General features: G+C 65.0%; 24 protein-coding genes. 8 read left to right on the top strand and 16 right to left on the bottom strand.

Features of this window, described 5'->3' with window-relative positions:
- Positions 1-9: 9 nt before the first annotated feature.
- The 5 genes from ACK4FJ_RS07940 to ACK4FJ_RS07920 form a co-directional block, all read right to left on the bottom strand.
- Positions 10-2262, bottom strand: coding sequence for a methyl-accepting chemotaxis protein (locus tag ACK4FJ_RS07940; protein ID WP_409765313.1), 2253 nt, complete (start codon positions 2260-2262; stop codon positions 10-12).
- A gap of 228 nt (positions 2263-2490) precedes the next feature.
- Positions 2491-2940: a cyanase gene (gene cynS, locus ACK4FJ_RS07935; RefSeq protein ID WP_409765312.1), complete on the bottom strand. Its 450-nt coding sequence runs from the start codon at positions 2938-2940 to the stop codon at positions 2491-2493.
- Positions 2941-2977: 37 nt separating this feature from the next.
- Complete coding sequence (locus tag ACK4FJ_RS07930; protein WP_409765311.1) at positions 2978-3844, bottom strand: ABC transporter ATP-binding protein; 867 nt, start codon at positions 3842-3844, stop codon at positions 2978-2980.
- Between the two features lie 10 nt (positions 3845-3854).
- A complete protein-coding gene (gene ntrB / locus ACK4FJ_RS07925) occupies positions 3855-4688 on the bottom strand; it encodes a nitrate ABC transporter permease (protein WP_409765310.1) in 834 nt (277 codons plus the stop codon).
- Positions 4689-4713: 25 nt separating this feature from the next.
- Positions 4714-6108 carry a CmpA/NrtA family ABC transporter substrate-binding protein gene (locus tag ACK4FJ_RS07920; RefSeq protein ID WP_409765309.1) on the bottom strand — a complete coding sequence of 465 codons (1395 nt, stop codon included), beginning with the start codon at positions 6106-6108 and terminating at the stop codon, positions 4714-4716.
- A 175-nt stretch (positions 6109-6283) separates the two neighbouring features.
- Between ACK4FJ_RS07920 and ACK4FJ_RS07915 the strand changes: the two genes are divergently transcribed.
- The 3 genes from ACK4FJ_RS07915 to ACK4FJ_RS07905 all read left to right on the top strand — a co-directional run bounded on the left by ACK4FJ_RS07915 (position 6284) and on the right by ACK4FJ_RS07905 (position 9160).
- Entirely contained in the window at positions 6284-8218 is a 1935-nt protein-coding gene (locus ACK4FJ_RS07915; protein ID WP_409765308.1) for a sigma 54-interacting transcriptional regulator, read from the top strand.
- A gap of 142 nt (positions 8219-8360) precedes the next feature.
- Positions 8361-8621, top strand: a complete 261-nt coding sequence (locus ACK4FJ_RS07910) for an AbrB/MazE/SpoVT family DNA-binding domain-containing protein (protein WP_409765307.1) — start codon at positions 8361-8363, stop codon at positions 8619-8621.
- Positions 8622-8737: 116 nt separating this feature from the next.
- Positions 8738-9160, top strand: coding sequence for a hemerythrin domain-containing protein (locus ACK4FJ_RS07905; protein WP_409765306.1), 423 nt, complete (start codon positions 8738-8740; stop codon positions 9158-9160).
- Positions 9161-9225: 65 nt separating this feature from the next.
- Here the strand turns inward: ACK4FJ_RS07905 and ACK4FJ_RS07900 are convergent, their stop codons facing one another.
- Positions 9226-10422 carry a M20 aminoacylase family protein gene (locus tag ACK4FJ_RS07900; protein ID WP_409765305.1) on the bottom strand — a complete coding sequence of 399 codons (1197 nt, stop codon included), beginning with the start codon at positions 10420-10422 and terminating at the stop codon, positions 9226-9228.
- 203 nt (positions 10423-10625) lie between these two features.
- Here ACK4FJ_RS07900 and ACK4FJ_RS07895 point away from each other — a divergent pair, with 203 nt between their 5' ends.
- The gene (locus tag ACK4FJ_RS07895) at positions 10626-11903 is read left to right on the top strand and encodes an MFS transporter (RefSeq protein ID WP_409765304.1); all 1278 of its coding nucleotides are present in this window, start codon (positions 10626-10628) and stop codon (positions 11901-11903) included.
- A gap of 21 nt (positions 11904-11924) precedes the next feature.
- On the opposite strand, the gene ACK4FJ_RS07890 is transcribed toward ACK4FJ_RS07895, so the two are convergent.
- From ACK4FJ_RS07890 to ACK4FJ_RS07880, 3 genes are all read right to left on the bottom strand, one after another.
- A complete protein-coding gene (locus ACK4FJ_RS07890) occupies positions 11925-13319 on the bottom strand; it encodes an MATE family efflux transporter (protein WP_409765303.1) in 1395 nt (464 codons plus the stop codon).
- An 87-nt stretch (positions 13320-13406) separates the two neighbouring features.
- Positions 13407-13640: a DUF1127 domain-containing protein gene (locus tag ACK4FJ_RS07885; protein WP_409765302.1), complete on the bottom strand. Its 234-nt coding sequence runs from the start codon at positions 13638-13640 to the stop codon at positions 13407-13409.
- 2 nt (positions 13641-13642) lie between these two features.
- Positions 13643-14710, bottom strand: coding sequence for a class I SAM-dependent methyltransferase (locus ACK4FJ_RS07880; protein ID WP_409765301.1), 1068 nt, complete (start codon positions 14708-14710; stop codon positions 13643-13645).
- Positions 14711-14852: 142 nt separating this feature from the next.
- Here ACK4FJ_RS07880 and ACK4FJ_RS07875 point away from each other — a divergent pair, with 142 nt between their 5' ends.
- Positions 14853-15887 carry a GlxA family transcriptional regulator gene (locus ACK4FJ_RS07875; RefSeq protein WP_409765300.1) on the top strand — a complete coding sequence of 345 codons (1035 nt, stop codon included), beginning with the start codon at positions 14853-14855 and terminating at the stop codon, positions 15885-15887.
- A 114-nt stretch (positions 15888-16001) separates the two neighbouring features.
- The gene (locus ACK4FJ_RS07870; RefSeq protein ID WP_409765299.1) at positions 16002-17036 is read left to right on the top strand and encodes a methionine synthase; all 1035 of its coding nucleotides are present in this window, start codon (positions 16002-16004) and stop codon (positions 17034-17036) included.
- A gap of 10 nt (positions 17037-17046) precedes the next feature.
- On the opposite strand, the gene ACK4FJ_RS07865 is transcribed toward ACK4FJ_RS07870, so the two are convergent.
- The 7 genes from ACK4FJ_RS07865 to groES all read right to left on the bottom strand — a co-directional run bounded on the left by ACK4FJ_RS07865 (position 17047) and on the right by groES (position 23595).
- Positions 17047-17532 (bottom strand): PAS domain-containing protein, encoded by a 486-nt coding sequence (locus ACK4FJ_RS07865; RefSeq protein WP_409765298.1) that lies wholly within the window; start codon positions 17530-17532, stop codon positions 17047-17049.
- Positions 17533-17549: 17 nt separating this feature from the next.
- Positions 17550-18917 carry a methyl-accepting chemotaxis protein gene (locus ACK4FJ_RS07860; protein ID WP_409765297.1) on the bottom strand — a complete coding sequence of 456 codons (1368 nt, stop codon included), beginning with the start codon at positions 18915-18917 and terminating at the stop codon, positions 17550-17552.
- A gap of 22 nt (positions 18918-18939) precedes the next feature.
- Positions 18940-19470: a PAS domain-containing protein gene (locus tag ACK4FJ_RS07855; RefSeq protein ID WP_409765296.1), complete on the bottom strand. Its 531-nt coding sequence runs from the start codon at positions 19468-19470 to the stop codon at positions 18940-18942.
- A gap of 242 nt (positions 19471-19712) precedes the next feature.
- Complete coding sequence (ycaC, locus tag ACK4FJ_RS07850; RefSeq protein ID WP_409765295.1) at positions 19713-20372, bottom strand: isochorismate family cysteine hydrolase YcaC; 660 nt, start codon at positions 20370-20372, stop codon at positions 19713-19715.
- Between the two features lie 140 nt (positions 20373-20512).
- On the bottom strand, positions 20513-21493 hold the full coding sequence (locus tag ACK4FJ_RS07845; protein WP_409765294.1) for a LysR family transcriptional regulator: 981 nt from the start codon (positions 21491-21493) through the stop codon (positions 20513-20515).
- 92 nt (positions 21494-21585) lie between these two features.
- Positions 21586-23235, bottom strand: a complete 1650-nt coding sequence (gene groL / locus ACK4FJ_RS07840) for a chaperonin GroEL (RefSeq protein WP_409765293.1) — start codon at positions 23233-23235, stop codon at positions 21586-21588.
- 42 nt (positions 23236-23277) lie between these two features.
- Positions 23278-23595: a co-chaperone GroES gene (gene groES / locus ACK4FJ_RS07835; RefSeq protein WP_300295056.1), complete on the bottom strand. Its 318-nt coding sequence runs from the start codon at positions 23593-23595 to the stop codon at positions 23278-23280.
- A 279-nt stretch (positions 23596-23874) separates the two neighbouring features.
- Here groES and ACK4FJ_RS07830 point away from each other — a divergent pair, with 279 nt between their 5' ends.
- The gene (locus ACK4FJ_RS07830; RefSeq protein WP_409765292.1) at positions 23875-24279 is read left to right on the top strand and encodes a PaaI family thioesterase; all 405 of its coding nucleotides are present in this window, start codon (positions 23875-23877) and stop codon (positions 24277-24279) included.
- An 18-nt stretch (positions 24280-24297) separates the two neighbouring features.
- Complete coding sequence (locus ACK4FJ_RS07825; RefSeq protein WP_409765291.1) at positions 24298-25452, top strand: alanine racemase; 1155 nt, start codon at positions 24298-24300, stop codon at positions 25450-25452.
- The last annotated feature ends 52 nt before the right edge of the window (positions 25453-25504 follow it).

Here is a 25504-nt window from a genome sequence, read left to right as displayed (position 1 = left end):
GGACCGTGATCAGGCCGCCCGGGCTTCGACCCGGCTTGCGACCTGGGCCTGCATCCGGGTTTGTACTGCCGGCATCGCCGTTTCCGCCTTCTTGAAAAATCCGACCAGGTCGGCCAGTTCACGTGCCTGCTGGGCCAGCGCCTGCGCCGAGGCGGTGGTTTCCTCCACCAGCGCCGCATTGCGCTGGGTCGCCTGGTCCATCTGTGCCACTGCCATGTTCACCTGCTCGAGCCCGGTGGCCTGTTCGCGCGAGGCGGCGGCGATTTCGCCGATGATGTCGGTCACGCCCCGGATCGCCTGATTGACTTCGTTCAGGGCATCGCCGGCACGACCGACCAGAGCGGATCCCTCGCGCACATGGCCGTTGGAGGCCTCGATCAGCCCTTTGATTTCCTTCGCTGCATTGGCGGAACGCTGTGCGAGCGCCCGCACCTCATGCGCCACCACGGCGAAACCCTTGCCGGCCTCGCCCGCGCGCGCCGCCTCGACAGAGGCGTTCAACGCCAGCAGGTTGGTCTGGAAGGCGATCTCGTTCATCACCGCGACGATGTCGCCGATGCGGTTGGCGCTGGCCTCGATCTTGCCCATCGCGTCGACCACGCCCTGCACGACGGCGCCGCTGGCTGCGGCCTTGTCGCGCGCGGCGCTGCCCAGGCCATCGGCGCGGGCGGCATTATCGGCATTCTGCTTCACTGTCGTGGTGATCTGCTGCATCGTCGCGGCGGTTTCCTCCAAAGCCGCCGCCTGGCTTTCGCTGCGCTGGGCCAGATCCAGGCTGCCGGTGGAAATCTCAGCTGCCGCCGATTCAACCATCGCCGTGCTGTCGCTTAAGCGCCGCGAAACATCGCGCAGCATCGCCGCCATGCGGTTGGCGCTGTCCTTCAACTGTCCAAAAATGCCCGCATAATCGCCGGTCACCTGCCGGCTGGTATCGCCCTGCCCCAACGCCTCGGTCACTTCGGCCAGTTCCCCGGTCATGCCCTGCAGCATTCCGGTCAGGCGGTTGAGCTGGCGGCTGACATCCAGGAAGAAGCCTTCTTTGCCATCCTGTGCCAGGCGGCCAGCCAGATCGCCGGCGATGACCCGGTTGACCAGTTCGGTGATCTCGGCCGCGGCCACCTTTTCGCGCGCCTCGCGTTCCGCCAGCTTGAGCCTTTCGCCATCGCGCAACACCTGGCGTTCGCGCGAGGATTTGCGCCGCGCGCGAGCCTCGCTGCGCCAGACACGATAGGCATCGCGCAGGGCGCCAAAGCGACGGCCGCCGCCAAGCAGCAGTCCAGCCATGGCGACCAGGGGCAGGCCGAGCGTCAGGCAGGCCGCGAAGATGCCCGCGAAGCGGTCCCTCGGCTGCGCCAGCAGCCGCGCGCAATCCTCGCGCAGATCGGCAGCGACCCGGTCGCGCGCGCGGTTGATCTGTTCGATGCGCTGGGTGGTGACCTGGAACCAGTGCGGCGCGGCGATGCCGCCGGTGGAGCCATGGGCGAAGCCGTCGTAGATCGTGCCGCGCAGGCCCTGCACGGCGGCGAAGACCGGTTCCTCGCGCAGGGCGTCGAAAAACGCCGCCTGACCGGCGGTCGCATGCGACCTGAACACGGCGAAGTCGGCTTCCTGCAGGAACCCTAAGCTCATGAAGCGCTGGAAGACCGGCAGATCGAACCGACCGGCGGCCAGCGCGCCCGATCCGGTGGCGCGTTCCTGCGCCGACTTTTCCAGCCCTTCGAGCAGGGCGAGGAAGGCATCCAGGCCACGCGCCAGTGTCATGTTGTTGAGCAGGTAGCCGATGCCGCGCACGCTTTCCAGGCCATGGCGGATCGGCGTGGTCCAGTTGGCGAAGGATTGCTGGGTGGTGAAATCCAGATTGTCGATGGCCGGCCGCGCCCGGCAGGCCTGATCGAGCAGACGGCCCAGCTCGTCGCCGGCGGCGACCAGCGGCGCCAGCAATGCATGGGAACGACAATCCGCAACGGCCTGGCGCACCGCATCCGCGCTCTGGTCCATCGCGCCGCGTGCCGCCAGCAGCTGCTCGCGGAATTCGCGCCCCCTGCTGCCGATGAACAAGGCGCTGGAGCCGCGCTCGCGCTGCAGGTTGTTGGCCAGATGACCGATGGCGATGGCATAGGCGATGGCTTTTTCGGCGGCCGGAGCCTCATCGCGCAACTGCCGCTCCTCGTAGAGGCGGGTGGCGGCAAACCCGACGAAATCGAGAATCGCGAGATTGCGGGTGATATGTGCTTGGGGCGAGGTCTGGGCGGAAGCAGGCATGCGGCACCTCATTTATCGCTTTTGGGTAGCCGCCCGAGGCGGCACCATGACTCAAAAGCAAGCATGATCCGTGCCAAGAAAACTTTTGCGGAAACAGACTCACCCATCGCGCACGGTTCGCGAGCAGGCCCTTCAGGACGCGGCGGCGAAACGCATAAAAACAGATGCCGTCCGGCATGAACCGGACGGCATAGGCTGCGATGATACGCGGCGGCGAACCGCCGGGTCTCAGTAGCGCTTGTAGTCGAGGAACTTGCCGGTCATGACGATCTTCACGCGGTCGCCCTTGGGATCGGGCAGGCGCTCCATCGTCATGTTGAAATCGATCGCCGACATGATGCCGTCGCCGAACTCCTCCTGGATCAGTTCCTTCCAGGTGGTGCCGTAGACCTGCACCAGTTCGTGGAAGCGATAGATCAGCGGATCGGTCGGCGGGCCCGGGGGCAGCGAACCGCGATAGGGCGTTTCGGCCAGCAGCTTCTCTTCCATCTTGCCCAGGCCGAACAGCTTGGCGGCCTTGGCGGCCTGCTGCGGCGTGAGCTTCATCTGGCCGAGCAGCCCGGCGGTGAGGAAGATCGGCGACTGCTTGGAATCGATCTTCTTGGTGATCTCCTTCCAGCTCCAGCCTTTCATCCGCTTGATGTCGAGAATCTTCTCGGTGACGGACTCGCGTTTCACGATGTTTCTCCTGTGGCTCGGGTGACGACGGACATGGTTATTCGGCGGCCGCGCCGCCCAGGCCGGCCTTGGGCGCGGCGGCATAGACATGCGGCGGCTTGCGGGCATCCCAGCCGGCCGGCGGCGTGAAAGCCTTGGAACGGCGGACCAGAAAATCCAGCAGGTGGTTGCGGATCGGATAGTAGTCCGGCAGCTGGTGCAGGGTTTCGCGGCTGCGGTCACGCGGCAGGGTGTTGACCAGGATCTCGGCGATCCGGGCGCCCGGGCCGTTGGTCATCAGCACGATGCGATCGGCCAGCAGCATGGCCTCGTCCACGTCATGGGTGATCATGAAGACGGTGAGATTGGTGGCGGAGCGCAGGCGCAACACTTCATCCTGCAGGGTGCCACGCGTGAGTGCATCGAGCGCCGAGAAGGGCTCGTCCATCAGCAGCGTCTTGGGTTCGATGGACAGCGCGCGGGCAATGCCGACGCGCTGTTTCATGCCGCCGGAAAGCTGCGCCGGGCGTTTGGTTTCCGCACCGGCCAGGCCGACCATGGCGATGTATTTGCGCGCATGCTCCGCCGCCTTGGCCTTCGACCAGTCGGGCCAGCGCGACTGCACGGCAAACAGCACATTGTCGAGCACGCTCATCCACGGCATCAGGGCATGGCCCTGGAACACCACGGCGCGGTCCAGGCTGGGGCCTTCCACGGCCTTGCCATCGAAGATGATGGCGCCGTCGCTGGGCCGGTCGAGGCCGGCCAGGATGTTGAGCACGGTGGTCTTGCCGCAACCGGAATGGCCGATGATGCAGACGAATTCGCCCTTCTCGACGCCGAACCACAGGTCTTCGAACACCGCCTTGTCGGTGCCGGGGAACTGACGCTTGAGCGCTTCGACTGAAATGAAATGCTGGCTCATGCGGATATCCTCACTCCGGGTAGGTGACGAGGCGGGTGAGGAAACCGAGCAACTGATCGAGCAGCATGCCGATCACGCCGATGAAGAGGATGGCGTTGATCACATTGGCGATCGACAGGTTGTTCCATTCGTTCCACACGAAGTAGCCGATGCCAGTGCCGCCGACCAGCATCTCGGCCGCCACGATCACCAGCCAGGCGATCGACACCGAGATGCGCATGCCGGTGAGGATGGTGGGCGCCGCCGCCGGCAGGATGACGCGGAAGATCTTGCGGAAGGTGCCGACTTCCAGCGTGCGCGCCACGTTCAGCCATTCCTTGCGCACGCTGGCCACCGCGAAGGCCGTGTTCACCAGCATGGGCCAGATCGAACAGATGAAGATGACGAACACCGCCGAGATGTCGCTGTCCTTGATCGTGTAGAGGGCCAGCGGCATCCAGGCGAGCGGCGAGACCGGCCGCATCAGCTGGATGAAGGGATCGAGCGCCTGGCGGAAGATCGGCGACAGGCCGATCAGGAAACCGAGCGGCACAGCGACCAGCACGGCCAGACCGAAGCCGATGCCGACGCGCAGGATCGAATAGGCGAGCTGGGTGCCGATGCCCTGGTCGTTCGGTCCCTTGTAGTAGAAAGGATCGGCGACATGCGCCCAGAGCTTGGCGCCCACCTCGAGCGGGCCCGGCATGGCGGATTTGCCTGCCACTGCCGTCTGGCCCATCAGCTTGGCGTATTCCGGATCGATGTCCTGCGCCGCACCGCCGCCCATGGTGGCGAGTTGCCAGGCCAGCAGGAAGGCGACCAGCAGGGCAACCGACAGGATGGCGGCGCGGACGCGGAAGGACATCTTCATCCGGAAATACCCCTTTGCCTTACGCGCGCTTGATCTTGAACGAGGCGATGTATTCGTCCGGCTTGGCCGGATCGAAGGTCTTGCCCATCACCTTGACCGGCGCATAGGTGGTGCTCGGCGGCGTGAGGCCGACTTCCTTCATCAGCTTGGCCGCGTCGGTGGCGAGGAAGACCTGTTCGGCCACCTGCCTGTAGTTGACCTCGCCCTTGAGCTGGCCCCAGCGCTTCATCTGGGTCAGGATCCAGACGGCGAAGCTGTGCCAGGGGAAGGGCGCGAAATCGATGCGGTCGGGCACCTTCTGCACCTTGCCCAGGCCGTCGGCGAAGGTGCCAGTCAGCACCTGCTCGACCACCGTCACCGGCTGGTTCAGGTAGTTGGCCGGCGCGATGGCTTCAGCGATCTGCTTGCGGTTTTCCGCCTTGGTGGCATAGGCGGTCGCCTCGATGATCGCCTTCAGCAGCGCCTGGTAGGTATTGGGCATGGTGGTGACGAATTCCTGGCTAGCGGCGAAGGCGCAGCAGGGATGGCCGTCCCAGATTTCCTTGGACAGGATGTGGATGAAGCCGACGCCGTCATAGACCGCGCGCTGGTTCACCGGATCGGGCGCGAGGAAGCCGTCGAGGTTGTCGGCGCGCAGGTTGGCCACCATTTCCGGCGGCGGCACGGCGCGGATCTGCACGTCGGCATCCGGGTCGATGCCGTGTTCGGCGAGATAGTAGCGCAGCAGGTAATTGTGCATCGAATAGTCGAAGGGCACGCCGAACTTGAAGCCCTTCCACTGCTTCGGATCGCGCTTGTCCTTGTGCTTCATCGCCAGGGTGATCGCCTGACCGTTGATGTTCTCCACCGCCGGCATGGTGTAGGGGATCGGGTTCGAGCCGGTGCCGGTGGTGATCGCCAGCGGCATGGGCGAGAGCATGTGGGCGGCGTCGTATTCCTTGTTCAGCGCCTTGTCGCGCACCACCGCCCAGCCGGCGGTCTTGATCACTTCCACATTCAGGCCGTGCTTGGAATAGAAGCCCATCGGATGGGCCATGATGATCGGCGTGGCGCAGGTGATCGGGATGAAGCCGACCTTGAGGTCCTTCTTCTCGATGGCGCCGGCCTTGCCCTGGGCGAAGACCTCGCGCGCGGTGGCCAGCGGGAAGACCTGCTCGATGGCGGCCAGCAGCGTGCCGGCGCCGATGGCATGCAGCACGCGGCGGCGGGTCATGTCGTCAGGAATCAGGGCGCGCACCACGGCCTGGTCGACCGCGTTGGTCAGGCGCTTTTCCTCGTCGGCGGCCACTTCGAGCTGCTGCTGGCGCTGCAGCATGGCGAATTCGGCATTGTGCTCGGCCAGCGAGCGATGGGCGCCGCAGGGACAGGCGGAAAGATCGCTCTGGTGATCGAACGGGTTCTTGAACAGTGACATGCTGCCTGCCTCTCCTGTTGCGGTTGCCTCAAGCGGAAATCAGCAAGGAGCGTGCCATGGCGGCAAAAACCACGATTGCCAAGGCTTTGCTGGGCGGGCTACACTACGATTATTCGTAATATACGATTTATCGTAGTCATGATTACGATAAATCGTAGAACACTCGGACCCTGCCATGGACCGCGACACCGCCGATTTCGGCCGCGCCTTCGAGGCCAATCCCCAGGCCATGCTGGCCGTCGACCCGGCGCAGGATCGCATCATCGACGCCAATCCGGCCGCCTGCCGCCTGCTCGGCTATGACCGCGCCGCCTTGTGCGCCCTGAAGATGACCGAACTGCATCCGGGCCAGCGGCCGGCGCTGATCGTCTTCACCGAGGCTGTGGCCGCCAAGGGCCGCTACTGGACCCGCAGCTTAAGCCCGCGCCATGCCGGCGGGCGCGAGGTGAAGGTGGAATATGTCGGCGCGCCGCTGGAAAGCGCGGCAGACCAACCACCGGGTCAACCGCCGCGCCTGCTGCTGATCGCGCAGGACCTGGAGGAGCTGCAGCGCCATACCGTCGACGACGAGGCCGATCATTACGTGCGCGGCGGCCTGGCGGAATGGCAGCGCGTGGAGCGGTTTTTCCGCGACATCGAACGCGAAAACCAGCTGATCCTGCGCGCGGCCGGCGAAGGCATCTATGGCGTGAATGCCGAGGGCAAGACGACGTTCGTCAATCCGGCCGCCGAACGTATGCTGGGCTGGAGCGCCGACGAGCTGGTCGGCAAGGACATCCATTCGATGGTGCATCACAGCCATGCCGACGGCTCGCATTACCACGGCCACGACTGCCCGATCTACGGCGCCTTCCGCGACGGCCATGTGCACACCGTGGACAACGAGGTGTTCTGGCGCCGCGACGGCACGCCCTTCTGGGTCGAGTACACTTCGACGCCGATCCGCGACCGCGGCGCACTGGTGGGCGCGGTGGTGGTATTCCGCGACGTGAGCCTGAAACGCGAGGCCGACGACAAGCTGCGCGCGGCGCTGGATGAAGTGGAAAACCTGCGGCAGAAGCTGGAGCTGGAAAACGCCTATCTGCAGGAGGAAATCCGCGCCGAGAGCAATCATCGCGGCATCATCGGCAAGTCGGCGGCGATCCAGAACATCCTGCGCCAGGTGGAGCTGGTGGCGCCCACCGACGCCACCGTTCTGGTGACCGGCGAGAGCGGTACCGGCAAGGAGCTGATCGCGCGTGCCATCCACGAGGCGAGCAAACGCAGCGACCGCCCGCTGATCCGCGTCAACTGCGCGGCGATCCCACGCGAACTGTTCGAGAGCGAATTTTTTGGCCATGTGCGCGGCGCCTTCACGGGGGCCTTGCGCGACCGCATCGGCCGTTTCGAGTTGGCCGATGGCGGCACGCTGTTCCTCGACGAGGTCGGCGAGATTCCACTGGAGCTGCAGGGCAAGCTGTTGCGCGTGCTGCAGGAAGGCCAGTTCGAGCGCGTGGGCGAGGAGCGCACGCGCCATGTGGATGTGCGCGTGATCGCCGCCACCAACCGCGACCTGAAATCGGAAGTGCGGCTGGGCCGGTTCCGCGAGGACCTGTATTTCCGCCTCAACGTGGTGCCGATCGAATCGGTCAGCCTGCGCGAGCGGCGCGAGGACATTCCGCTGCTGGCGGCGCATTTCCTGCGCGGCGCCAGTCGCAAGCTGAAGACCGGCGGCCTGCGCCTGACCGAAGGCGACGCACGCCGGCTCAGCCATTACGACTGGCCGGGCAATGTGCGTGAACTGGAAAACGTGATCGAGCGCGCCGCCATCCTGGCGCGCGACGGGCGTTTGCGTATCGAGCTGCCGGAGGCAGAGTCACTGCTACGGCCGGCGCCGGCCATGACCGATGCCAATGGCGGGCTGCTGACCGACGAGGAACGACGCGAACGCGACCGCGCCAATATCCGAGCCGCCCTGGCGGCCTGTGGCGGCAAGCTGTTCGGCGCCGATGGGGCCGCAGCCCTGCTGGGCGTGAAACCCACCACGCTGGCCTCGCGCATCAAGGCCCTGGGGATTTCCCGGGCCGCCTTTGCCGAAAAGGCAGGCAGCACCGCACCGCGCCAGCCCTGATTCCGGGCAAACCGCAACAGGTGGTGGCTTCGACTGGCACTCTCACCCTCTTGTCTGCCAAAGCATTAGGCGTTTCACTGGTCGCGCCTTCCCCGGCCGGCTGCCGTTGCCTGCGCATGCTTTCTCCTGCTGCGAGGCGATCATGGCCACCATTCGTCTGGACAAACAGGGCAGGCTGGTTCTGCCCGCCGAACTGATCGGCAGCCATCACTGGCGCGCCGGCACCGAATTCAGCATCGAGGACCGGCCGGAAGGCCTGCTGCTGCGGCCGCTGCGCGCCCATCCCAAATCCACCCGGGCAAAGGCCGACGGCCATCATGGCAGCACGGGGCATGGCAGTATTGGCCGCGACACCGCCCTGGCCGATGCCGTGCGCGACCGTTACGCCAAGCTGGGGCATTGAGCCGGGACGGCATGCGACAGTTTGCCCTAGAGCTATAAGATGCATATTACTTGCATCTTATAGCCGCACGCCTTATCTGATGCTCCGTCTCAACATGACAGGAAACGGAGCTTCCCATGGCCGCCACCGACCGCTATCGCCAGCATCACAGCGAGCTTGATGCGCTGTTCAACAAGGTCGTCAACCAGTTGCACAATCCAGCCGGCGACACATGGGCCCATGACACGACCCGCCTGCTGTCGGAATTCACCGCGCGGCTTTCAACCCACCTGTCGGTCGAAGACAATACGCTGTATCCGAACCTGCTGGCTTCGGGCCATGCCGACCTCGTGCGCATGGCAACGCATTACAAGGCCGAGATGGGGAACCTGTACGGATCGTACATGGATTTCTGGAAACGCTGGCGTTCGGCGGCGCTGCTGCAGAAAGACACCGGCGACTTCCTCAAGGAAGCACGGGCGATCTTTTCCACCCTGCGGGCTCGGATCGAACGCGAGGATCGCGAGCTTTATCCGCTGGCCGACCGGGTCCTGCATTAAAGGATCCGATGACATGATGCGATGCGCGGATCAATACCGCGCATCGCCCATGCAAAACGCCAGCGTCAGGCGGCGTCGCCCAATTCCACGTTCACCAGGTTGACCCAATAGGCCGCGCCGGTGACGAGGATCTGGTCGTTGAAATCGTAATGCGGCGTGTGCACGTAATGGCAGGAGCCATCCTCGATGCTGCCGCCGTTGCCGACCAGGATATAGGCGCCGGGCTTCTGCTCCAGCATGAAGGCGAAATCCTCGGCACCGGTCAGCTTCTCGACATCGCCATCGGTCTTCGCCTCGCCCACGGTCAGCGCCGCAGCCCGCAGCGCCAGCGCGGTCTGCTCGGGCGCGTTCACCAGCGGCGGATAGCGGCGCAGGTAGTGATATTCCACGCTGCAGCCATGGGCCTGGGCGATGCCCTGCGCCACCTCGGCCAGGCGCCGTTCCAGCAGGTCGCGGTCGGCCGGCGTGTAGCTGCGCGCCGTGCCGCGGATCAGGACTTCGGAAGGAATCACGTTGGGTGAGCCATAGGCGCCAGCCGCGACATGCCCCACGCTGATCACGGCAGCATTCTGTGGCGACACATTGCGGCCGATGATGCCCTGGGTGGCGGTGATGAAATTCGCCGCCGGCTGGGTCGGGTCGGTGCCCATCTGCGGCATCGCGCCATGGCCGCCGGTGCCACGGAATTTCACGGTCCAGGTATCCGACGCCGCCATCATCGGGCCCGGCCGGATGGCGAAATGGCCGGTCGGCAGACCGGGCATGTTGTGCATGCCATAGACGGCATCGCAGGGAAATTTCTCGAACAGGCCGTCCTCGATCATCACCCGCGCGCCGGCCTCGCCCTCCTCGGCCGGCTGGAAAATGAAATGCAGCGTGCCGGCGAAATCTGGATTCTGCGCCAGATGCTTGGCCGCGCCGAGCAGCATGGTGGTGTGGCCGTCATGGCCGCAGGCATGCATCTTGCCGTCATGCACGGATTTATGCGCGAAACTGTTCTTTTCCTGCAGGTTCAGCGCATCCATGTCGGCGCGCAGGGCAATCGCCCGCTGGCCCTGGCGTTTGCCTTTCAGGGTGCCGACCACGCCGGTTTTCCCCAAGCCGCGATGGATCGGGATGCCCCATTCGGTGAGCCTGGCCGCCACGATGTCGGCCGTGCGATTCTCCTCGAAGGCGGTTTCCGGATGCTTGTGGATGTCGTGGCGGATCGCGGTGAGTTCCTCGCGATAGGCCTGCATCTCCTTGAGGAGGTCCTTGCTCATGGCGGTTACCTTTTGGTGCGTTGGTTTTTATGGCTGGGAAAGCTGCACCCAGCACAGCACCAAGCCGGCCGGCTGGCAAGAGGACCCGGCCACGAATTGCACCGGTACATTACTTCCTCTGGACTAAAGCCGGTGCCGGCCCCATCATCCGGGCTGCCTGTCCGTCAGGCCGTCCCGAGACAAAAACATAAGAGCCGCCCGCCATGGCCACCCGCAGCCTTTCGCCCCGTATTCCCTTCCATCACGATTCGCTCAGCCAGTGGCAGAGCGTGTCGATCCTGTCCGGCGCCGCCATCATGCTGTCGCTGGCCATGGGCATGCGCCAGAGCCTTGGCCTGTTCATGCAGCCGATCACCCGCGACATCGGCATCTCGGCCGCCGATTTCGCCTTCGCGCTGGCGGTGCAGAATATCGTCTGGGGCATCGCGCAGCCTTTTGCCGGCGCGCTGGTCGACCGCTTCGGCACACGCTTCATCGCGCTGTTCGGCGGCCTGCTCTATGCCGCCGCCCTGATCATCACCGCCTATGCCGATGCCGCCTGGATGATCACGCTAAGCTCGGGCGCCATGATCGGCGTGGCGCTGGCCTGCACCACCTCGGGCATCGCCGCCAAGATCGCCGCCAAGGTGGTGCGGCCGGAACGGCGCAGCCTGGCCTTCGGCCTGGTCTCGGCGGCCGGGTCCATCGGCACCTTCTTCTGCGCGCCGCTGGCCCAGGGCGTGATCCAGTCGAGCGGCTGGCAGATGGCGATGTTTGCCTTCGTGGCTTTGGCCGCCGCGATGCTGCCGGCGGCCCTGATGGGCGGCCGCGCCGACAAGGTGCCGGTCGGCGGCCCTGCCGGCGGTCAGGCCGAAACGATGCGCAGCACGCTGGCCGAGGCGCGGCGCCATGGCGGCTATATCGTGATGGCCGCGGCCTTTTTCGTCTGCGGCCTGCAGCTGGTGTTCCTTACCACCCACCTGCCCACCTTCCTGGCCGATTGCGGCGCCGACCCGATGCTGGGCGCGCAGGCCCTGGCGGTGATCGGCGCCTTCAACGTGTTCGGCTCGTGGCTGTTCGGCTGGCTGGGCGACCGCTATCACAAGCCGATGCTGCTGGGCCTGATCTACATCGCGCGTTCGGTGGCCATCGCGCTGTATTTCATGATGCCGGTCAGCAGCGCCTCCACGCTGGTCTTCGCCGCCGTGATGGGCACGCTGTGGCTGGGCGTGATTCCGCTGGTCAACGGCCTGGTGGCGCAGATCTTCGGCATCCGTTATCTCGCCACGCTGACCGGCATCGCCTTTTTCAGCCACCAGGTAGGCAGCTTCCTGGGCGCCTGGGCCGGCGGCGTGATCTATGACGCGCTGGGCTCCTACACGCTGGCCTGGCAGCTGGCCGCCGGCATCGGTGCCGCCGCCGGCGTGATGCAGCTGTTCATGAACACGCGGCCGACCGAACGTGTGCTGGCCGCGCAGCGCGAGGCGGTGGCCGCGGAGTGATCCGCGGCCGCGCGCCCGCTGCTAGTGGCGGGTGAAGAGGCGCCACATCGTCAGCAGCGTGGTGAGCGCGGCTCCCGTGACCAGGCCGATCCACAGCCCGGTCACGCCCAGGTTCTGAATCTCGCAAAGCCAGATGCCGAGCGGTGCGCCGATCACCCAGTAGGAGACGAGCTTGAACGTCATCGTCGCGGCGGTATCCTTGCGGCCGCGCAGCAGCCCCAGTGCCGCCAGCCCGGGATAGACGATCAGTTCCAGCAACCCGAGCAGGAGCAGAAGACCCACCGCAACCTTGGCCGCGGCAATCCCCGCAGCACTGGAATCGAAGAACCAGACAGCCAGCGGTTCTGCGCTGACAGCCATCAATGCGAACAGCGCCGCGCCAGCCGTCAGCGATATGAGAAGGCTGCTGGTTACGACCGCCCGGGCAATCGCCGCATCCTCCAGTGTCGCCGCCCGCGCCATGCGCACCATGGCGGCCTGAAGCATGGCTGCCGATCCGGCATAGAGGATGCCCGACAGCCGAAGCGTCAGCGTATGGGCCGCGACATCGGCCGCGCTGAGCGCCGCCGCATAGAGTGTCACCGCCAGGAAGATGCCGGTCTCGGTCAGCATCGTCACGCCGATGGGAAGGCCGACGCGCAGCACGGCACCCAGGCCATGGTGCTCGACCGCTGCGCCGGCCGGGGCTGCCGCCGGCATCGCCGCAGTGGCGGTGGCCCGCCGCGCCACGAACAGCAGCGCCGCAAGGGTTGCGGCTGCGACCAGCAGGGTAGACAGGCCCGCGCCGGTCGGGCCGAAGGCGGGAATCGGTCCTGCGCCCATCATCAGCACATAATTGGCGACCGCATTCAGCGGCAGCATCACCATCGTGACATTGAGAAAGACCTTCGGCTTCTCCGCCGCCGTGAGGACCGTGCGGTAGAGCGTGACGCCCAGCATGGGGATGAGCGTCAGCGCCATGCTGCGTGTGTATCCCGTACCCTCATCGAGCAGGCCGCGCCCGAGACCGAGATACTCCAGCCAGGCCGGCGCGAACCAGACCGCCGGAAGCGACAGGAGCGCCAGCAGGGCGACCATGATCCAGCCGGTGCGCTCGAGCTTGGCGCGGGAAACCGAATCGGCCCGCGTGACCGCCGCCGTATAGAAGGGCGCCAGACCGCCGAGCGTTCCGGCACAGAAATAGAAGATGATGGAATAGAGGTCGCTGCCGACCGCCACCGCGGCCAACGCCTCGGCGCCGAACAGCCACGACACCATCAGCGTGTCGGTCACGCTCATGCCCATGTTGACCAGGGCGATCAGCGCAATCGGCAGAGCCAGCCGGAGCAGCGACCGGCCTTCTTCAAGGCGCAGCGTCCAACCCGATGCTGTCGCGGGGATGGCGGTGGATGCGAACCCGACGTCTGCGGTCGACATGAAATCACTCCTGCATGTTGATGATGACGAACGGGATTCGGCGGCCGCGGCGTGACACGCGGCCGCCGGTCATCGGCGATCCCTGTTTCAGAGATCCCTGAGACGCCGTTCCGCGATCCAGAAGGGTCGCGTGGCTTCGTAATGCGCGGCGACAGGATCGATCCCCGCATCACGCAGGGTGCGGGGATCGATCCGCGCCAGCACCCGGCGCGCCCGGATGCGCCGGTGCCGCACGCGCAAGGCCTGGGTCACGCGGGTCAGCCAGCCGGTCTGGCGGTCTTCGGTACGCCGACCGAAAGCCGCCCAAAGGATGGCCTGCATGTTCAGCGCCGCAGTTCCAGGATCAGGTTGAAGGGCGTTGCCGTGGCGCGACGGAACTGCGTGAAGCCATTGGCGTGCGCGAGTTCCGATAGCCGGCCTTCGCCGGCCTGCGCGCCCAGCACGTGGCTGCCGTTTTCCGAAATCGCATGGGCGCAGCACAGGGCGGTGGAGCCGGCATAGTACATGCGGCCGATCGGGTTGAGGTTGTCTTCCACCTTGTCGTTGGCGAAGGGTTCGACCAGCATCACCGTGCCGTCCGGCGCCAGGCTTTTGGCGGCATGGCGCAGGGCCACATCGGGATGGCCCATGTCGTGCAGCGCATCGAAGAAGCAGATCAGGTCGAAGCCCGACGACGCATAGTCGCCGGCCTTGGCGACCTCGAAGGTGACGCGGTCGGCCACGCCGGCCTTCTTCGCATTCTCGCGCGCCGCCTCGATCGAGCCTTCATGCACATCGAAGCCCCAAAAGTGCGACTTCGGAAAAGCCTGCGCCATGATGATGGCGGAATGGCCGTGGCCGCAGCCCACATCGGCCACCTTCGCGCCGGCCTCAAGCTTGGGCACCACGCCCTCCAGCGCGGGCAGCCATTCCGGCACCAGATGGGCCTGGTAGCCGTTGCGGAAAAAAGCGGCCACGCCGCAATAGAGACGATGATGGTGATCGCCCCAGGCCACGCCCTTGCCGGTCTTGATGGCCGCGATGGTCTTGGCCTCGTCGAACCACAGCGAGGCCGCCACTTCCCAGGCATTGGGAATGAAGACCGGGCTGCTTTCTTCGGCCAGCATCATCGCCTGCTCGGGCGACAGCTCGTATTTCTGCTCGGCCGCGTGATAAACCACGTAACCGCCGGCGGCATTGCAGTTCAGCCACTCGCGCACATAGCGCTCGGCGCAACCGGCGCGCTTGGCCACCTCCTCCGAGGTGAGCGGGCCGGCGCCGGCCATGGCCTTGTAGAGGCCGAGCTTGTGGCCGATGCTGATCATCACGCCGCCGTTACTGGCCGACATATCGGCCACAGCCATGCCGACCAGCGCATGCAGCTTGTCCTGATTGATGTTGATCGCGTTCATTACCGTCACCTGATGCGTAAATTACTTCGGGGGAATGGGGTTCAGCGCCCGCTTGCGGGTCGGCGGCACATTGACGGTTGCCGGTCGCGCTGTTGAGAGCGTAACTTGTCAATACCGGTTCAAACGTGCCATCGGTGCCGGAATGTCGTCTCCGCCAACCCTTCATGTCAGCCTGATCGCCATGCCCGAGGCTTCGGTTTCGGTGCTCTACGGGCTTTACGACCTGCTGAATGCCTTCCGCACCATGCAGGGCATCATCGATTCGGCGACGAACTACCCGCCCTTCGAAGTCGAGATCGTGGGCGAAGAAGCCGGCGAGCAGCGCCTGGCCGGCGATACGTTGACCCATGTGCACCGTTCCATCGCGGAGGTGCCGGCCACCGACATCATCATCGTACCCGCCCTGGTGCTGGAGAAATGGCAGACCGGTCGCTATCCCGCGCTGGTGACCTGGCTGAAGCAGCGATACGACGACGGCGCCATCCTGTGTTCCGCCTGCTCCGGCATCTTCCTGCTGGCCGAGACCGGCTTGTTCGATGGCCGCCAGAGCACGATCCACTGGGTCTACAGCCGGCATTTCCAGAAGGTGTTTCCCAATATTCCGCTCAGCCCGGAGAAGACCCTGGTGGTGGCCGGCGACCGCGAGCAGTTCGTCTCTTGCGGTGCCTCGATGTCGTGGCACGATCTGGGCCTCTACCTGATCGCGCGCCACGTCAACCCGGCCGCCGCCCAGGCGGTGGCGCGCTTCTTCGCCCTGCAATGGCATCGCGACGGCCTGGCGCCCTTCATCGCGTTCGAAGGCCGGCGCGACCATGGCGATGCCGCGGTCCTGACGGCGCAGACCTGGCTGGCGACGCATTACTCCGTGGCCGACCCCGTCGAGCAGATGGTGCGGCAATCGGGGCTGGCCACGCGCACCTTCAAGCGCCGCTTCACCAATGCCACCGGCCATGCCCCGCTGGATTACGTGCAGCGCCTGCGCATCGAAGAGGCCAAGCGCCGGCTGGAGCGCACCGGCGAATCGGTGGATGAGATCGGCTGGCAGGTCGGCTATGAGGAACCGGCGTTTTTCCGCCGCCTGTTCAAGCGCGTCACCGGCCTGTCGCCCAGCAGCTACCGCCGCCAGTTCCAGGTGCCCGACTATTCCGCGCGCGATACCGCGCCGAAGCAGGACTAGCCTGGAATTGCTGTGGTCCGGATTGGTCCGCGCCGGCATTGACGCTACGGCGGTTGCATCGACCGCCGCGCGGACTAGATTGCGCCAAAGCGTATTTCCGGGAGGAAAAGAAAAATGGCCGCACCGATTCTGTTTCCCGCCACCCTGGCCGGCAGCCTGCCGAAACCCTTCTGGCTGGCCGAGACCAATAAGCTGTGGCCGCAATGGCAGCAGAGCGGCGAAGCGCTGGGAACCGCCAAGCGCGACGCCACGCTTTTGTGGATCAAGCGGCAGGAGGATGCCGGGTTAAGCGTGATCGGCGATGGCGAGATGTCGCGCCAGCATTTTGTGCACGGTTTCGTCGAGAATGTGGACGGCATCGACCGTGCCCACAAGGTGGAGATCGGCATCCGCGCCGACCGCTACAAGGCGATGGTGCCGCAGGTGGTGGGCGAGCTTAAATTGAAAGGCCGCGCGCATCCCTGGGAAGGCAAATTCCTGCGCGCCCATACCAAACTGCCCATCAAGTTCACTCTGCCCGGCCCGATGACCATCATGGATACGGTGGCCGACCGCCATTACGGCGACCGGGTGAAATGCGCCATGGCCTTCGCCGCCCTGCTGAACCAGGAAGCGAAAGCCCTGGAAGCCGAGGGCGTCGACATCATCCAGTTCGACGAACCCGCCTTCAACGCCTATACGAAGGAAGCCGCCGAATGGGGCATCGACGCGCTGCACCGCGCCATCGACGGCCTGAAGACAAAAACCGCCGTGCATATCTGCTACGGCTACGGCATCAAGGCCAATATCGACTGGAAGCAGAGCTTAGGGTCCGAATGGCGCCAGTATGAGGATTTTTTCCCGGCGCTGGCGAAAAGCCGCATCCACCAGGTGTCGCTGGAATGCTTCAATTCCCGCGTGCCGCCGCATCTGATGAAACTCCTTGAGGGCAAGGAGGTAATGGTGGGCGTGATCGACGTGGCGAGCGACGCCATCGAGACGCCGCAGCAGATCGCCGAGACGATCAAGACGGCGATGCAGTATGTGCCCAAGGAACGCATCATCCCCTGCACCAATTGCGGCCTGGCGCCGCTGTCGCGCGAGGTGGCGATTGCGAAGGTGGCGGCTTTGGGCGAGGGTACGAAACTGGCGCGGCAGATGTTCGGGTGAAGCCTGTTAATTACGTCACGTAGATTCCGCACAAGAACATGTTGATCGACTGACCGTCGTCGGAGAGCGGCAGGATCAGGCGCTCGTAATGCCAGTAGGTATTGTCGCGCGCCAGCAGCTTCACATGGTCGCAGCGTGGCCGCCGGTCGGTCAGCGCCGCGCGATACTGTTCCTCCACCATGGTGGCGACCTCGGGTGTCTTGATGTCGCGCGGCGATTTCCCGGTCAGGTTCTGGCCGTGGATCTCGTCGACAGTGCTGCCCGACAGGCGGTAGCGGAAATGCGGCGCCTCGGCCAGCACCTCGATGATGAAGATGTTGGGTAGCATGTCGCGCAGGTCCAGAGGATCGATGTCGGCGCGGGCAGGAAACGGTCGCGTGTGGCGCTTGGTTTCCCAATAATCGTGCAGGCGCAGAAGATTCGCCTTGCAGGGCTGCTTGCCGGCAGCGATGCAGCGGCGGCAAAGCGTGGCAGTACTGGCGTCGAAAGGCGGCATGGCAATGCAAAAGCCGGTTAGCCGCGCGACAGGCGAAAGAAACCGACAATGCCACTGAGCTGGCGCGCCAGATCGGCCAGCGTGCGCGCCGAGGCCGAGGTTTCCTCGACCAAAGCGCTGTTGCGCTGGGTCATCTGGTCCAGGCTGGCGACGGCAGTATTGGCTTCGTCCAGGCTGCGCGACTGTTCGGCCGAGGCCGCCGCGATCTCGGCCACGATGTCGCTGGCTTTCTTCACCGCATTGACGATGTCGCCCAGCGAGGCGCCGGCGCGGTTGACCAGCTCGGCGCCCGTCCTCACCTCCGCGCCCGATTCCGCGATCAGCGCCTTGATGTCTTTGCTGGCATTGGCGCTACGCTGGGCCAGGGCGCGCACCTCCTGCGCCACCACCGCAAAACCTTTTCCGGCCTCTCCCGCGCGAGCCGCCTCCACCGAAGCGTTCAGCGCCAGCAGGTTGGTCTGGAACGCGATCTCGTCGATCAGGCCGACGATATCGCCGATCTTCGCCGCGCTCTGCTCGATGCGGCCCATGGCCTGTACGGCCTGCTGCACCACGGCGCCGCCGGTCTCGGCCGTGTCGCGCGCCGCCACCGTAAGCTGGCTGGCGGCCTGGGCATTGTCGGCGGTCTGCCGCACGGTCGCGGTGATCTGGTGCATGGCCGCCGCCGTCTGCTCCAGCGTGGCGGCCTGGCTTTCGGTGCGGCCGGCAAGATCGCGGCTGCCCTCGTCGATCTGGTCGGCCGCCATCTGCACGGCCTCGGCCGCGCGGCCAAGCTGCTGCGCCACGTCGCGCAGAGCCGCAATGGTGCGATTGGTATCCTGCTGCACGGTGGCGAAGACGCCCTGGTAGTCGCCCTGCATTTCCTTGCTGAGGTCGCCGCCGGCCATCGCCGCGATGACGCGCGCCACCTCGCCGAAGGCCGTGCCGGTGCGCTCCACCAGCATGTTGATGCCCTCGGCCAGGCGGCGCATGAAACCGTCCTTGCCATCCAGGCTGAGGCGACCGCCCAGATCGCCGGCGGCAGCAGCCGTCACCAGTTCGGCCACCTCGGCCTGCAGCCGCGCGGTTTCCTCCGCGCCGGCCTCCATGGTCTGGCGCGCGCCGTTGATGATATCGGCGCCGCCGCGGAAATTCCCCACCATGCCCTGGGGCAGGAAGGGACGGAAATACTTGCCCTGCGCGGCAAACGACAGCGAGGCGCCGGATTCGCGGATATAGGCATCGGTGAGATCGAGCAGGCGGTTGAAGGCCGCCAGCGTGGGAGCTAGGTCGCCATACTCCTTCAGATGCAGGATGCGCCCCGACATGTCGCCCTGCGCCGCCCTGGCGCAGATCGCATCGATCTGTGCCAACGCCTTCCGGTGTCGCGACGCGGCCAGCAGCATTTTATCCCCCTGGTTTATGTGATCAGGCCTGCACGGCCAATCCCAGTATGAAACGGTCGTAATCCAGGCCGCGCGCCTGCAGCGCGCTTTCGATCATGGCGAGGCCGGCCTGCATGCCCTGCTTGCGGTCGGCCACACGCTCCTCCGCTTCGCAGACCTGGCGATACAGCGGCTCGATCACCGCAAGCGCGCTGCGGCCCGGCACGCGGCGATTGGAATGGAAACCATCCACATTGCCCTGCAGGTCGCGACTGGGCGTGACATGGGCGAGCACCCAGTAATGATCGCCGTTCTTGGCCAGGTTCTTCACATAGGCGAAGATTTCATCGCCATCGCGAATGCGCTGCCAGAGCAGATGGAACACGGCGCGCGGCATTTCCGGATGGCGCACGATGGAATGCGGCTGGCCGAGGACTTCCTCTTCCTCGTAGAGGCCGACCTGGCAGAAGATATCGTTGACGTAAGTGATGCGCCCTTTCAGATCCGTCTTGCTGACGATGATCTGGTTCTCGGCGAATTGCCGCTCTCGCCCGGTTGGCTCCGGCCGCTGCATTTCCACCTCCCCCCGAAGGTTGAATACTGCGCTATTAGTCTCAGCAGGAGATTGTTCTGGCAAGAATAATTTATGTTTAAAACATCACTTAAGCTATTGAGTCGATAATAGAATTTACGCGAATTTGTCTTAAATCATTTTCGATTCCGTCGCGTATTCCGGGAAAAACAACCCATTTTGTCCACACAACGAAAAAGGCCCGGTGTTTCCACCGGGCCTTTCCGTGGGCCACGCCCCACGCTTCAGGCAGCCGGCTTCTTGATCGTGGCCTGCTGCGCGAAGTAGCTGGTCATCAGGTTCTTGTAGTCGGGGATATGGTCGGCGAGCAGCTTGGCCAGACCTTCGATGTCATTGCGCCAGTCGCGATGCAGCTCGCAGGCGACACCAAACCAGTTCATCAACTGGGCGCCGGCCTGGCTCATGCGATTCCAGGCAGCCTGCTGGGCGATCTCGTTGAAGGTACCCGAGGCATCGGTCACCACGAAGACGTCGAAGTCTTCGGCGAGCGCCGAGAGTGCGGGGAACGCCACGCAGACTTCGGTGACGACGCCGGCGATGATGAGTTGCTTGCGGCCCGTCGCTTTCACGGCTTTCACAAAATCCTCGTTGTCCCAGGCGTTGATATTGCCCGGACGGGCGATATAAGGCGCATCGGGGAACATCGCCTTCAGTTCCGGCATCAGCGGGCCGTTCGGGCCGCTTTCGAAACTGGTGGTCAGGATGGTCGGCAGATTGAAGAATTTTGCGAGATCGGCCACCGCCAGCACGTTGTTGCGGAATTTGTCGGGGTCGATGTCGCGCACCAGCGACAGCAGACCGGCCTGGTGGTCCACCAGCAGGACAACGGCATTGTCCTTGTCGAGGCGGTTGTAGCTCTTCGGGGAGATGGTCTGGATGGTCATGGTCGTGGGTCCTTGCGTGGAGGAGTGGGTTATCCGTCACCGGTGTCGTCCGGTGAGATGGAAGCTACTCGACACCATCCGGCCCGATTAGGCGGGTCGTTTCGGACTCACTGTCCGCCCAGGCCGAACAATCAAGGACGTCAAGATTTCTTCGTTTGGGCCGCTTTTTTGCGGATTTTCGCGCGGCCGGCACCCGATTTGGGCCCTGCTGCCATCCAGGGCGGCGTGCCGGCAAAGGCCGCGACCAGATGGTCGACGATGGCGCGCAGCTTGCGCGGCATATGGCGGGTCGGCGGATAGACGGCGTAGATCCCATAGGATGTCGGCATGGCCTCGGGCAGGACCTCGATCAGCGCGCCGCTGCGCAGGGCATCAGCGACGATGAAGCGCGGCAGCACGGTGATGCCCAGGCCGGCAATCGCCATGTCGCGCATCGCCTCGCCGTTATTGGCGACGAGGCGGCTGCGGGTTTCGACCACGCGCATGTCACCCCCTGGGTTGGCCGGCTCGAACCGCCAGAGCCGGCCGGTATGCGTGTTGGCATAATCGATCGTGGCGTGATGGGAAAGATCCTCCACGCTTTTCGGCAGGCCATGCTGTTTTGCGTAAGCCGGGCTGCAGCAGACCACACGCTCACTCTCGCAGAGCTTGCGCGCCATCAATGACGAATCATCAAGATTTCCGATGCGCACGGCGAGATCGTAACCAGCCCCTATGATGTCAACGGCGCGATCATCAAAATCCAGTGCAATCTCCAGTTCGGGGTGGGCCTTGGCAAAGCCGCTGATCATCGGCGTGAGATAGGCCACGCCAAAACTGACCGGCGCCGTCATGCGCAGGCGGCCAGTCAGCGGCCCGTCCTTGGCAGCGGCAGCATCCACTGCCTCTTCCACCCCCTGGACCAGTGGCGCCAACGTCTCAAAAAGTTCGATGCCGCGATCCGTTGGCGTCACGCTGCGCGTGGTTCGGCGCAGCAGTTCGACGCCCAAGGCATTCTCAAGATTGCGCACCCGGTCGCTGACCACGGATTTCGACAGCGCCAGCCGCGCGGCGGCGGCGGTGAAGCTGCCGGCCTTCACGACTTCGATGAAGGCGAGAATATCTTCGTAGCGCTGGATCATCGGCAGAATCTAGACGAGCCACGCACAACGAAAAAGGCCCGGTGTTTCCACCGGGCCTTTCCGTTCCAGTGCAGGACTGATGGGCAGCGGACTTAGAAGTCCATGCCACCCATGCCGCCCATGCCACCCATGCCGCCGGGGGCGCCGGCCGGGGCCTTCGGCTCCGGCTTGTCGGCCACCATGGCTTCGGTGGTGATCAGGAGGGCAGCAACCGAAGCCGCACCCTGCAGGGCGACGCGCACGACCTTGGCCGGGTCGATCACGCCGGCCTTGACCAGGTCGACATATTCTTCGGTCTGGGCGTTGAAGCCCCAGTTGGTGTCCTTCGACTCCAGCAGCTTGCCGGCAACCACCGCACCGTCGACGCCGGAATTCTCGGCGATCTGACGGACCGGCGCCTGCAGGGCGCGGCGGATGATCTCGACGCCATGCTTCTGGTCGCCGTTCTCAACCTTCACCTTCTCGATGGCGCGGGTGGCATAGAGCAGGGCGGTGCCGCCGCCCGGAACGATGCCTTCCTCGACCGCGGCGCGGGTGGCGTGCAGGGCGTCGTCAACGCGATCCTTGCGCTCCTTCACCTCGACCTCGGTGGCGCCGCCGACCTTGATGACGGCCACGCCGCCAGCCAGCTTGGCCAGACGCTCCTGCAGCTTCTCGCGGTCGTAGTCCGAGGAGGTCTCCTCGATCTGCGCCTTGATCTGCGCGCAACGGGCGTCGATGTCCTTCTTCTTGCCGGCGCCGCCGACAACAGTGGTGTTCTCCTTGTCGATGGTCACCTTCTTGGCGGTGCCCAGCATCTGCAGGGTGACCGACTCAAGCTTGATGCCCAGGTCTTCGGAGATCAGCTGGCCGCCGGTCAGGATGGCGATGTCTTCCAGCATGGCCTTGCGGCGGTCGCCGAAGCCCGGCGCCTTCACGGCGGCAACCTTCAGGCCGCCGCGCAGCTTGTTGACCACCAGGGTGGCCAGAGCCTCGCCTTCCACGTCTTCCGCGATGATCAGCAGCGGACGGCCGGTCTGCACCACGGCTTCCAGAACCGGGAGCATGGCCTGCAGGCCCGACAGCTTCTTCTCGTGCAGCAGGATGTAGGGGTTCTCCATCTCGCAGAGCATCTTCTCCGCGTTGGTGATGAAGTACGGCGACAGGTAGCCGCGGTCGAACTGCATGCCCTCGACGACGTCCAGCTCGGTCTCCAAGCTCTTGGCCTCTTCAACCGTGATCACGCCCTCGTTGCCGACCTTTTCCATCGCCTTGGCGATCATGTTGCCGATTTCGGCATCGCCATTGGCCGAGATGGTGCCGACCTGGGCGATTTCCTTGGCGCCGGCGATCTTCTTGGCGCGGGACTTCACGTCCTCGATCACCTTCTCGACCGCGAGGTCGATGCCGCGCTTCAGGTCCATCGGGTTCATGCCGGCGGCAACGGCCTTGGCGCCTTCGCGCACGATGGCCTGGGCCAGCACGGTGGCGGTGGTGGTGCCGTCGCCGGCCTGGTCGTTCGCCTTCGAGGCCACTTCGCGCACCATCTGGGCGCCCATGTTCTCGAACTTGTCGGACAGTTCGATCTCCTTGGCGACGGTGACGCCGTCCTTGGTGATGCGCGGCGCGCCGAACGACTTGTCGATCACGACGTTGCGGCCCTTCGGGCCCAGCGTCACCTTGACGGCATCGGCGAGGATGTCGACGCCGCGCAGCATCTTGCCACGGGCTTCGGCGCCGAACTTGACGTCTTTAGCAGCCATTGCTGTTTCTCCTTGAAATGTCTGTCTGATGGATAGGCGCTATCAAGCGGCCTTGGACTTCTTGGCGGGGGTGCCTTCGATGATGCCCATGATGTCGGATTCCTTCATGATCAGGAGATCCTCGCCATCGAGCTTCACCTCAGTGCCCGACCACTTGCCGAACAGCACGCGGTCGCCGACCTTGACGTCGAGCGGCTGCACCTTGCCATTCTCGTCGCGGGCGCCGGCGCCGACGGCGATGATCTCGCCCTGCATCGGCTTTTCCTTGGCGCTGTCGGGAATGATGATGCCGCCGGCGGTGCGCTCTTCTTCAGCAACGCGCTTCACCACCACGCGGTCATGCAGCGGACGAAACTTCATGCGATCCTCCTTGAGTGTTGTCGCATAGATCAGGGTCAGAATTTCGTACAATCTAGCGAAATCAATGGTTTAGAAGTAATTTCGCCCGATTGTTAGCACTCTCGCTCGGAGAGCGCCAGACACTTAAGCAGCCCGCCACGCTCCGTCAAGGGAGGGTTGCCCGGATTCCGCCATAATTTTTCTCTGGCCGGCCCGGGTGTTAACGCGGCCGGCCCTGCCGGATAGCTTGAGCGGGGACACAGCTCCCGCTCAGACCGCCACCGTTCAGTAGGAAGCCGCATGACCGCCGGGACCAGCCTGCCCTTCGCCGACCTGATGGGCCTGACCATCACTTCGGCAGGCCCAGACGGGGTGACCGCCGAACTGCCGGTGCGGCCCGATCTGTGTACCCGCCCCGCCGTGCTGCATGGCGGGGCGGTGATGGCCTTTGCCGACACCCTGGGCGCGGTGGCCACCATGGCCTGGCTGAAGGCCAATCTGGGCGAGGGCTGGGGCACCACCACGATCGAGAGCAAGACCAATTTCCTGGCCGCCATTCCGGCCGGCGAAACCGCCCATGCCGAATGCACGCCGATCCATCGCGGCCGCACCACGCAGGTGTGGCAGACGAAAATCAGCCGGGCCGACGGCAAACTCGCCGCCATCGTGACACAGACGCAGCTCGTGCTGGCGCCGCGTGCGTAAACAGACTAAGCGGAAGACATGACAACTACTCTCGCCGACCTGCCCACGCCATCGCTGATCCTCGACCGGCAAAGGCTGCTGAACAACATCGCCCGCATGCAGGCCCGCGCCCGCGACCTGGGCGTCATTTTGCGGCCGCATCTGAAGACGGCGAAATCGGCGAAAGTGGCCGAACTGGCCGTGGGCAAAGACGGCCCGCTTACCGTCTCTACGCTGGCCGAGGCGGCCTATTTCGCCAAAGCCGGCTTCACCGACATAACCTATGCCGTGCCGATGGCGCCGGCGAAACTGGCGCAGGCGGCGGCCATCATGCGCGACGCGCCGGGCCTGAAGCTGATCACCGACAACCTGGACGTGGCGCGCGCCGTGGTCGAACAGGGCCGCGCGCTGGGCGTGACATTCGCCGTGCTGATCAAGATCGATTGCGGCCTGGGCCGCGCCGGCATCGCGCCGGACAGCGATCTGCTGCTGCCCCTGGCCAAGGCCCTGTCGCAACCGGGCGCGACGCTTGCCGGCGTGCTGACCCATGCGGGCCATTCCTATCACGCGAAAAGCATCCCGGAGATCGAGCGCATTGCCGAGGAAGAACGCCAGGCCGTGCTGCTGGCGGCTTCGCGCCTGCGGGCAGCGGGGCATGACTGCGCCATCGTCTCGGTGGGCTCGACACCGACGGCGCTGTTTGCGAAGACGCTGGACGGCGTGACCGAGATGCGGCCGGGCAATTTCGTGTTCTTCGACCTGTTCCAGGCCGGTCTGGGCTGCTGCGGCATGGAAGATATCGCTGTCAGCGTGCTGGCCAGCGTGGTGAGCCATCATCATGGCCGCAACCATCTGCTGATCGATGCCGGTGGACTGGCGCTTTCCAAGGATACCGGCGCCAACGAACATGCGCCGGGCACCGGTTATGGCCGGGTCTGCCGGCCCGATGGTTCGCTGCCCCTGCCCGGTCTGGCCATTCATGATGTACACCAGGAACATGGGCTGGTTGGCACAGGTCGGAACGGGCCGGTGGATTTCGCCGCCCATCCGCCGGGCAGCCGCCTGCGCGTGCTGCCCAACCATGTCTGCATGACCGGCGCGATGTATGACCGCTATCACGTGGTGGATGGCAGCCGCGATGCGGGTGGTAACCCCGTGGTGATCGCCGAATGGGACCGGATAAACGGCTGGTGATCAAAAAGATACGTTGCCAGGGGGGCGCTTTTTCCGGTTGAGTTGGCGCGGG

This window comes from Ferrovibrio sp. (assembly GCF_046297595.1).
Classification (GTDB): Bacteria; Pseudomonadota; Alphaproteobacteria; order Ferrovibrionales; family Ferrovibrionaceae; genus Ferrovibrio.
This window is presented reverse-complemented; position numbering and strand designations above follow the sequence as displayed.

Coding starts and splice junctions, on each gene's coding strand:
- ACK4FJ_RS07920 (WP_409765309.1), bottom strand. CDS start 6,108: ATGTCACTGTTCAAGAACCCGTTCGATCACCAGAGCGATCTTTCCGCC.
- groES (WP_300295056.1), bottom strand. CDS start 23,595: ATGAAGTTTCGTCCGCTGCATGACCGCGTGGTGGTGAAGCGCGTTGCT.
- ACK4FJ_RS07940 (WP_409765313.1), bottom strand. CDS start 2,262: ATGCCTGCTTCCGCCCAGACCTCGCCCCAAGCACATATCACCCGCAAT.
- ACK4FJ_RS07860 (WP_409765297.1), bottom strand. CDS start 18,917: ATGCTGCTGGCCGCGTCGCGACACCGGAAGGCGTTGGCACAGATCGAT.
- ACK4FJ_RS07855 (WP_409765296.1), bottom strand. CDS start 19,470: ATGCAGCGGCCGGAGCCAACCGGGCGAGAGCGGCAATTCGCCGAGAAC.
- ACK4FJ_RS07830 (WP_409765292.1), top strand. CDS start 23,875: ATGACCGCCGGGACCAGCCTGCCCTTCGCCGACCTGATGGGCCTGACC.
- ACK4FJ_RS07910 (WP_409765307.1), top strand. CDS start 8,361: ATGGCCACCATTCGTCTGGACAAACAGGGCAGGCTGGTTCTGCCCGCC.
- ACK4FJ_RS07915 (WP_409765308.1), top strand. CDS start 6,284: ATGGACCGCGACACCGCCGATTTCGGCCGCGCCTTCGAGGCCAATCCC.
- ACK4FJ_RS07845 (WP_409765294.1), bottom strand. CDS start 21,493: ATGATCCAGCGCTACGAAGATATTCTCGCCTTCATCGAAGTCGTGAAG.
- ACK4FJ_RS07865 (WP_409765298.1), bottom strand. CDS start 17,532: ATGCCGCCTTTCGACGCCAGTACTGCCACGCTTTGCCGCCGCTGCATC.
- ACK4FJ_RS07930 (WP_409765311.1), bottom strand. CDS start 3,844: ATGAGCCAGCATTTCATTTCAGTCGAAGCGCTCAAGCGTCAGTTCCCC.
- groL (WP_409765293.1), bottom strand. CDS start 23,235: ATGGCTGCTAAAGACGTCAAGTTCGGCGCCGAAGCCCGTGGCAAGATG.
- ycaC (WP_409765295.1), bottom strand. CDS start 20,372: ATGACCATCCAGACCATCTCCCCGAAGAGCTACAACCGCCTCGACAAG.
- ACK4FJ_RS07870 (WP_409765299.1), top strand. CDS start 16,002: ATGGCCGCACCGATTCTGTTTCCCGCCACCCTGGCCGGCAGCCTGCCG.
- ACK4FJ_RS07885 (WP_409765302.1), bottom strand. CDS start 13,640: ATGCAGGCCATCCTTTGGGCGGCTTTCGGTCGGCGTACCGAAGACCGC.
- ACK4FJ_RS07875 (WP_409765300.1), top strand. CDS start 14,853: ATGTCGTCTCCGCCAACCCTTCATGTCAGCCTGATCGCCATGCCCGAG.
- ACK4FJ_RS07895 (WP_409765304.1), top strand. CDS start 10,626: ATGGCCACCCGCAGCCTTTCGCCCCGTATTCCCTTCCATCACGATTCG.
- ntrB (WP_409765310.1), bottom strand. CDS start 4,688: ATGTCCTTCCGCGTCCGCGCCGCCATCCTGTCGGTTGCCCTGCTGGTC.
- ACK4FJ_RS07825 (WP_409765291.1), top strand. CDS start 24,298: ATGACAACTACTCTCGCCGACCTGCCCACGCCATCGCTGATCCTCGAC.
- ACK4FJ_RS07880 (WP_409765301.1), bottom strand. CDS start 14,710: ATGAACGCGATCAACATCAATCAGGACAAGCTGCATGCGCTGGTCGGC.
- ACK4FJ_RS07905 (WP_409765306.1), top strand. CDS start 8,738: ATGGCCGCCACCGACCGCTATCGCCAGCATCACAGCGAGCTTGATGCG.
- ACK4FJ_RS07900 (WP_409765305.1), bottom strand. CDS start 10,422: ATGAGCAAGGACCTCCTCAAGGAGATGCAGGCCTATCGCGAGGAACTC.
- ACK4FJ_RS07890 (WP_409765303.1), bottom strand. CDS start 13,319: ATGTCGACCGCAGACGTCGGGTTCGCATCCACCGCCATCCCCGCGACA.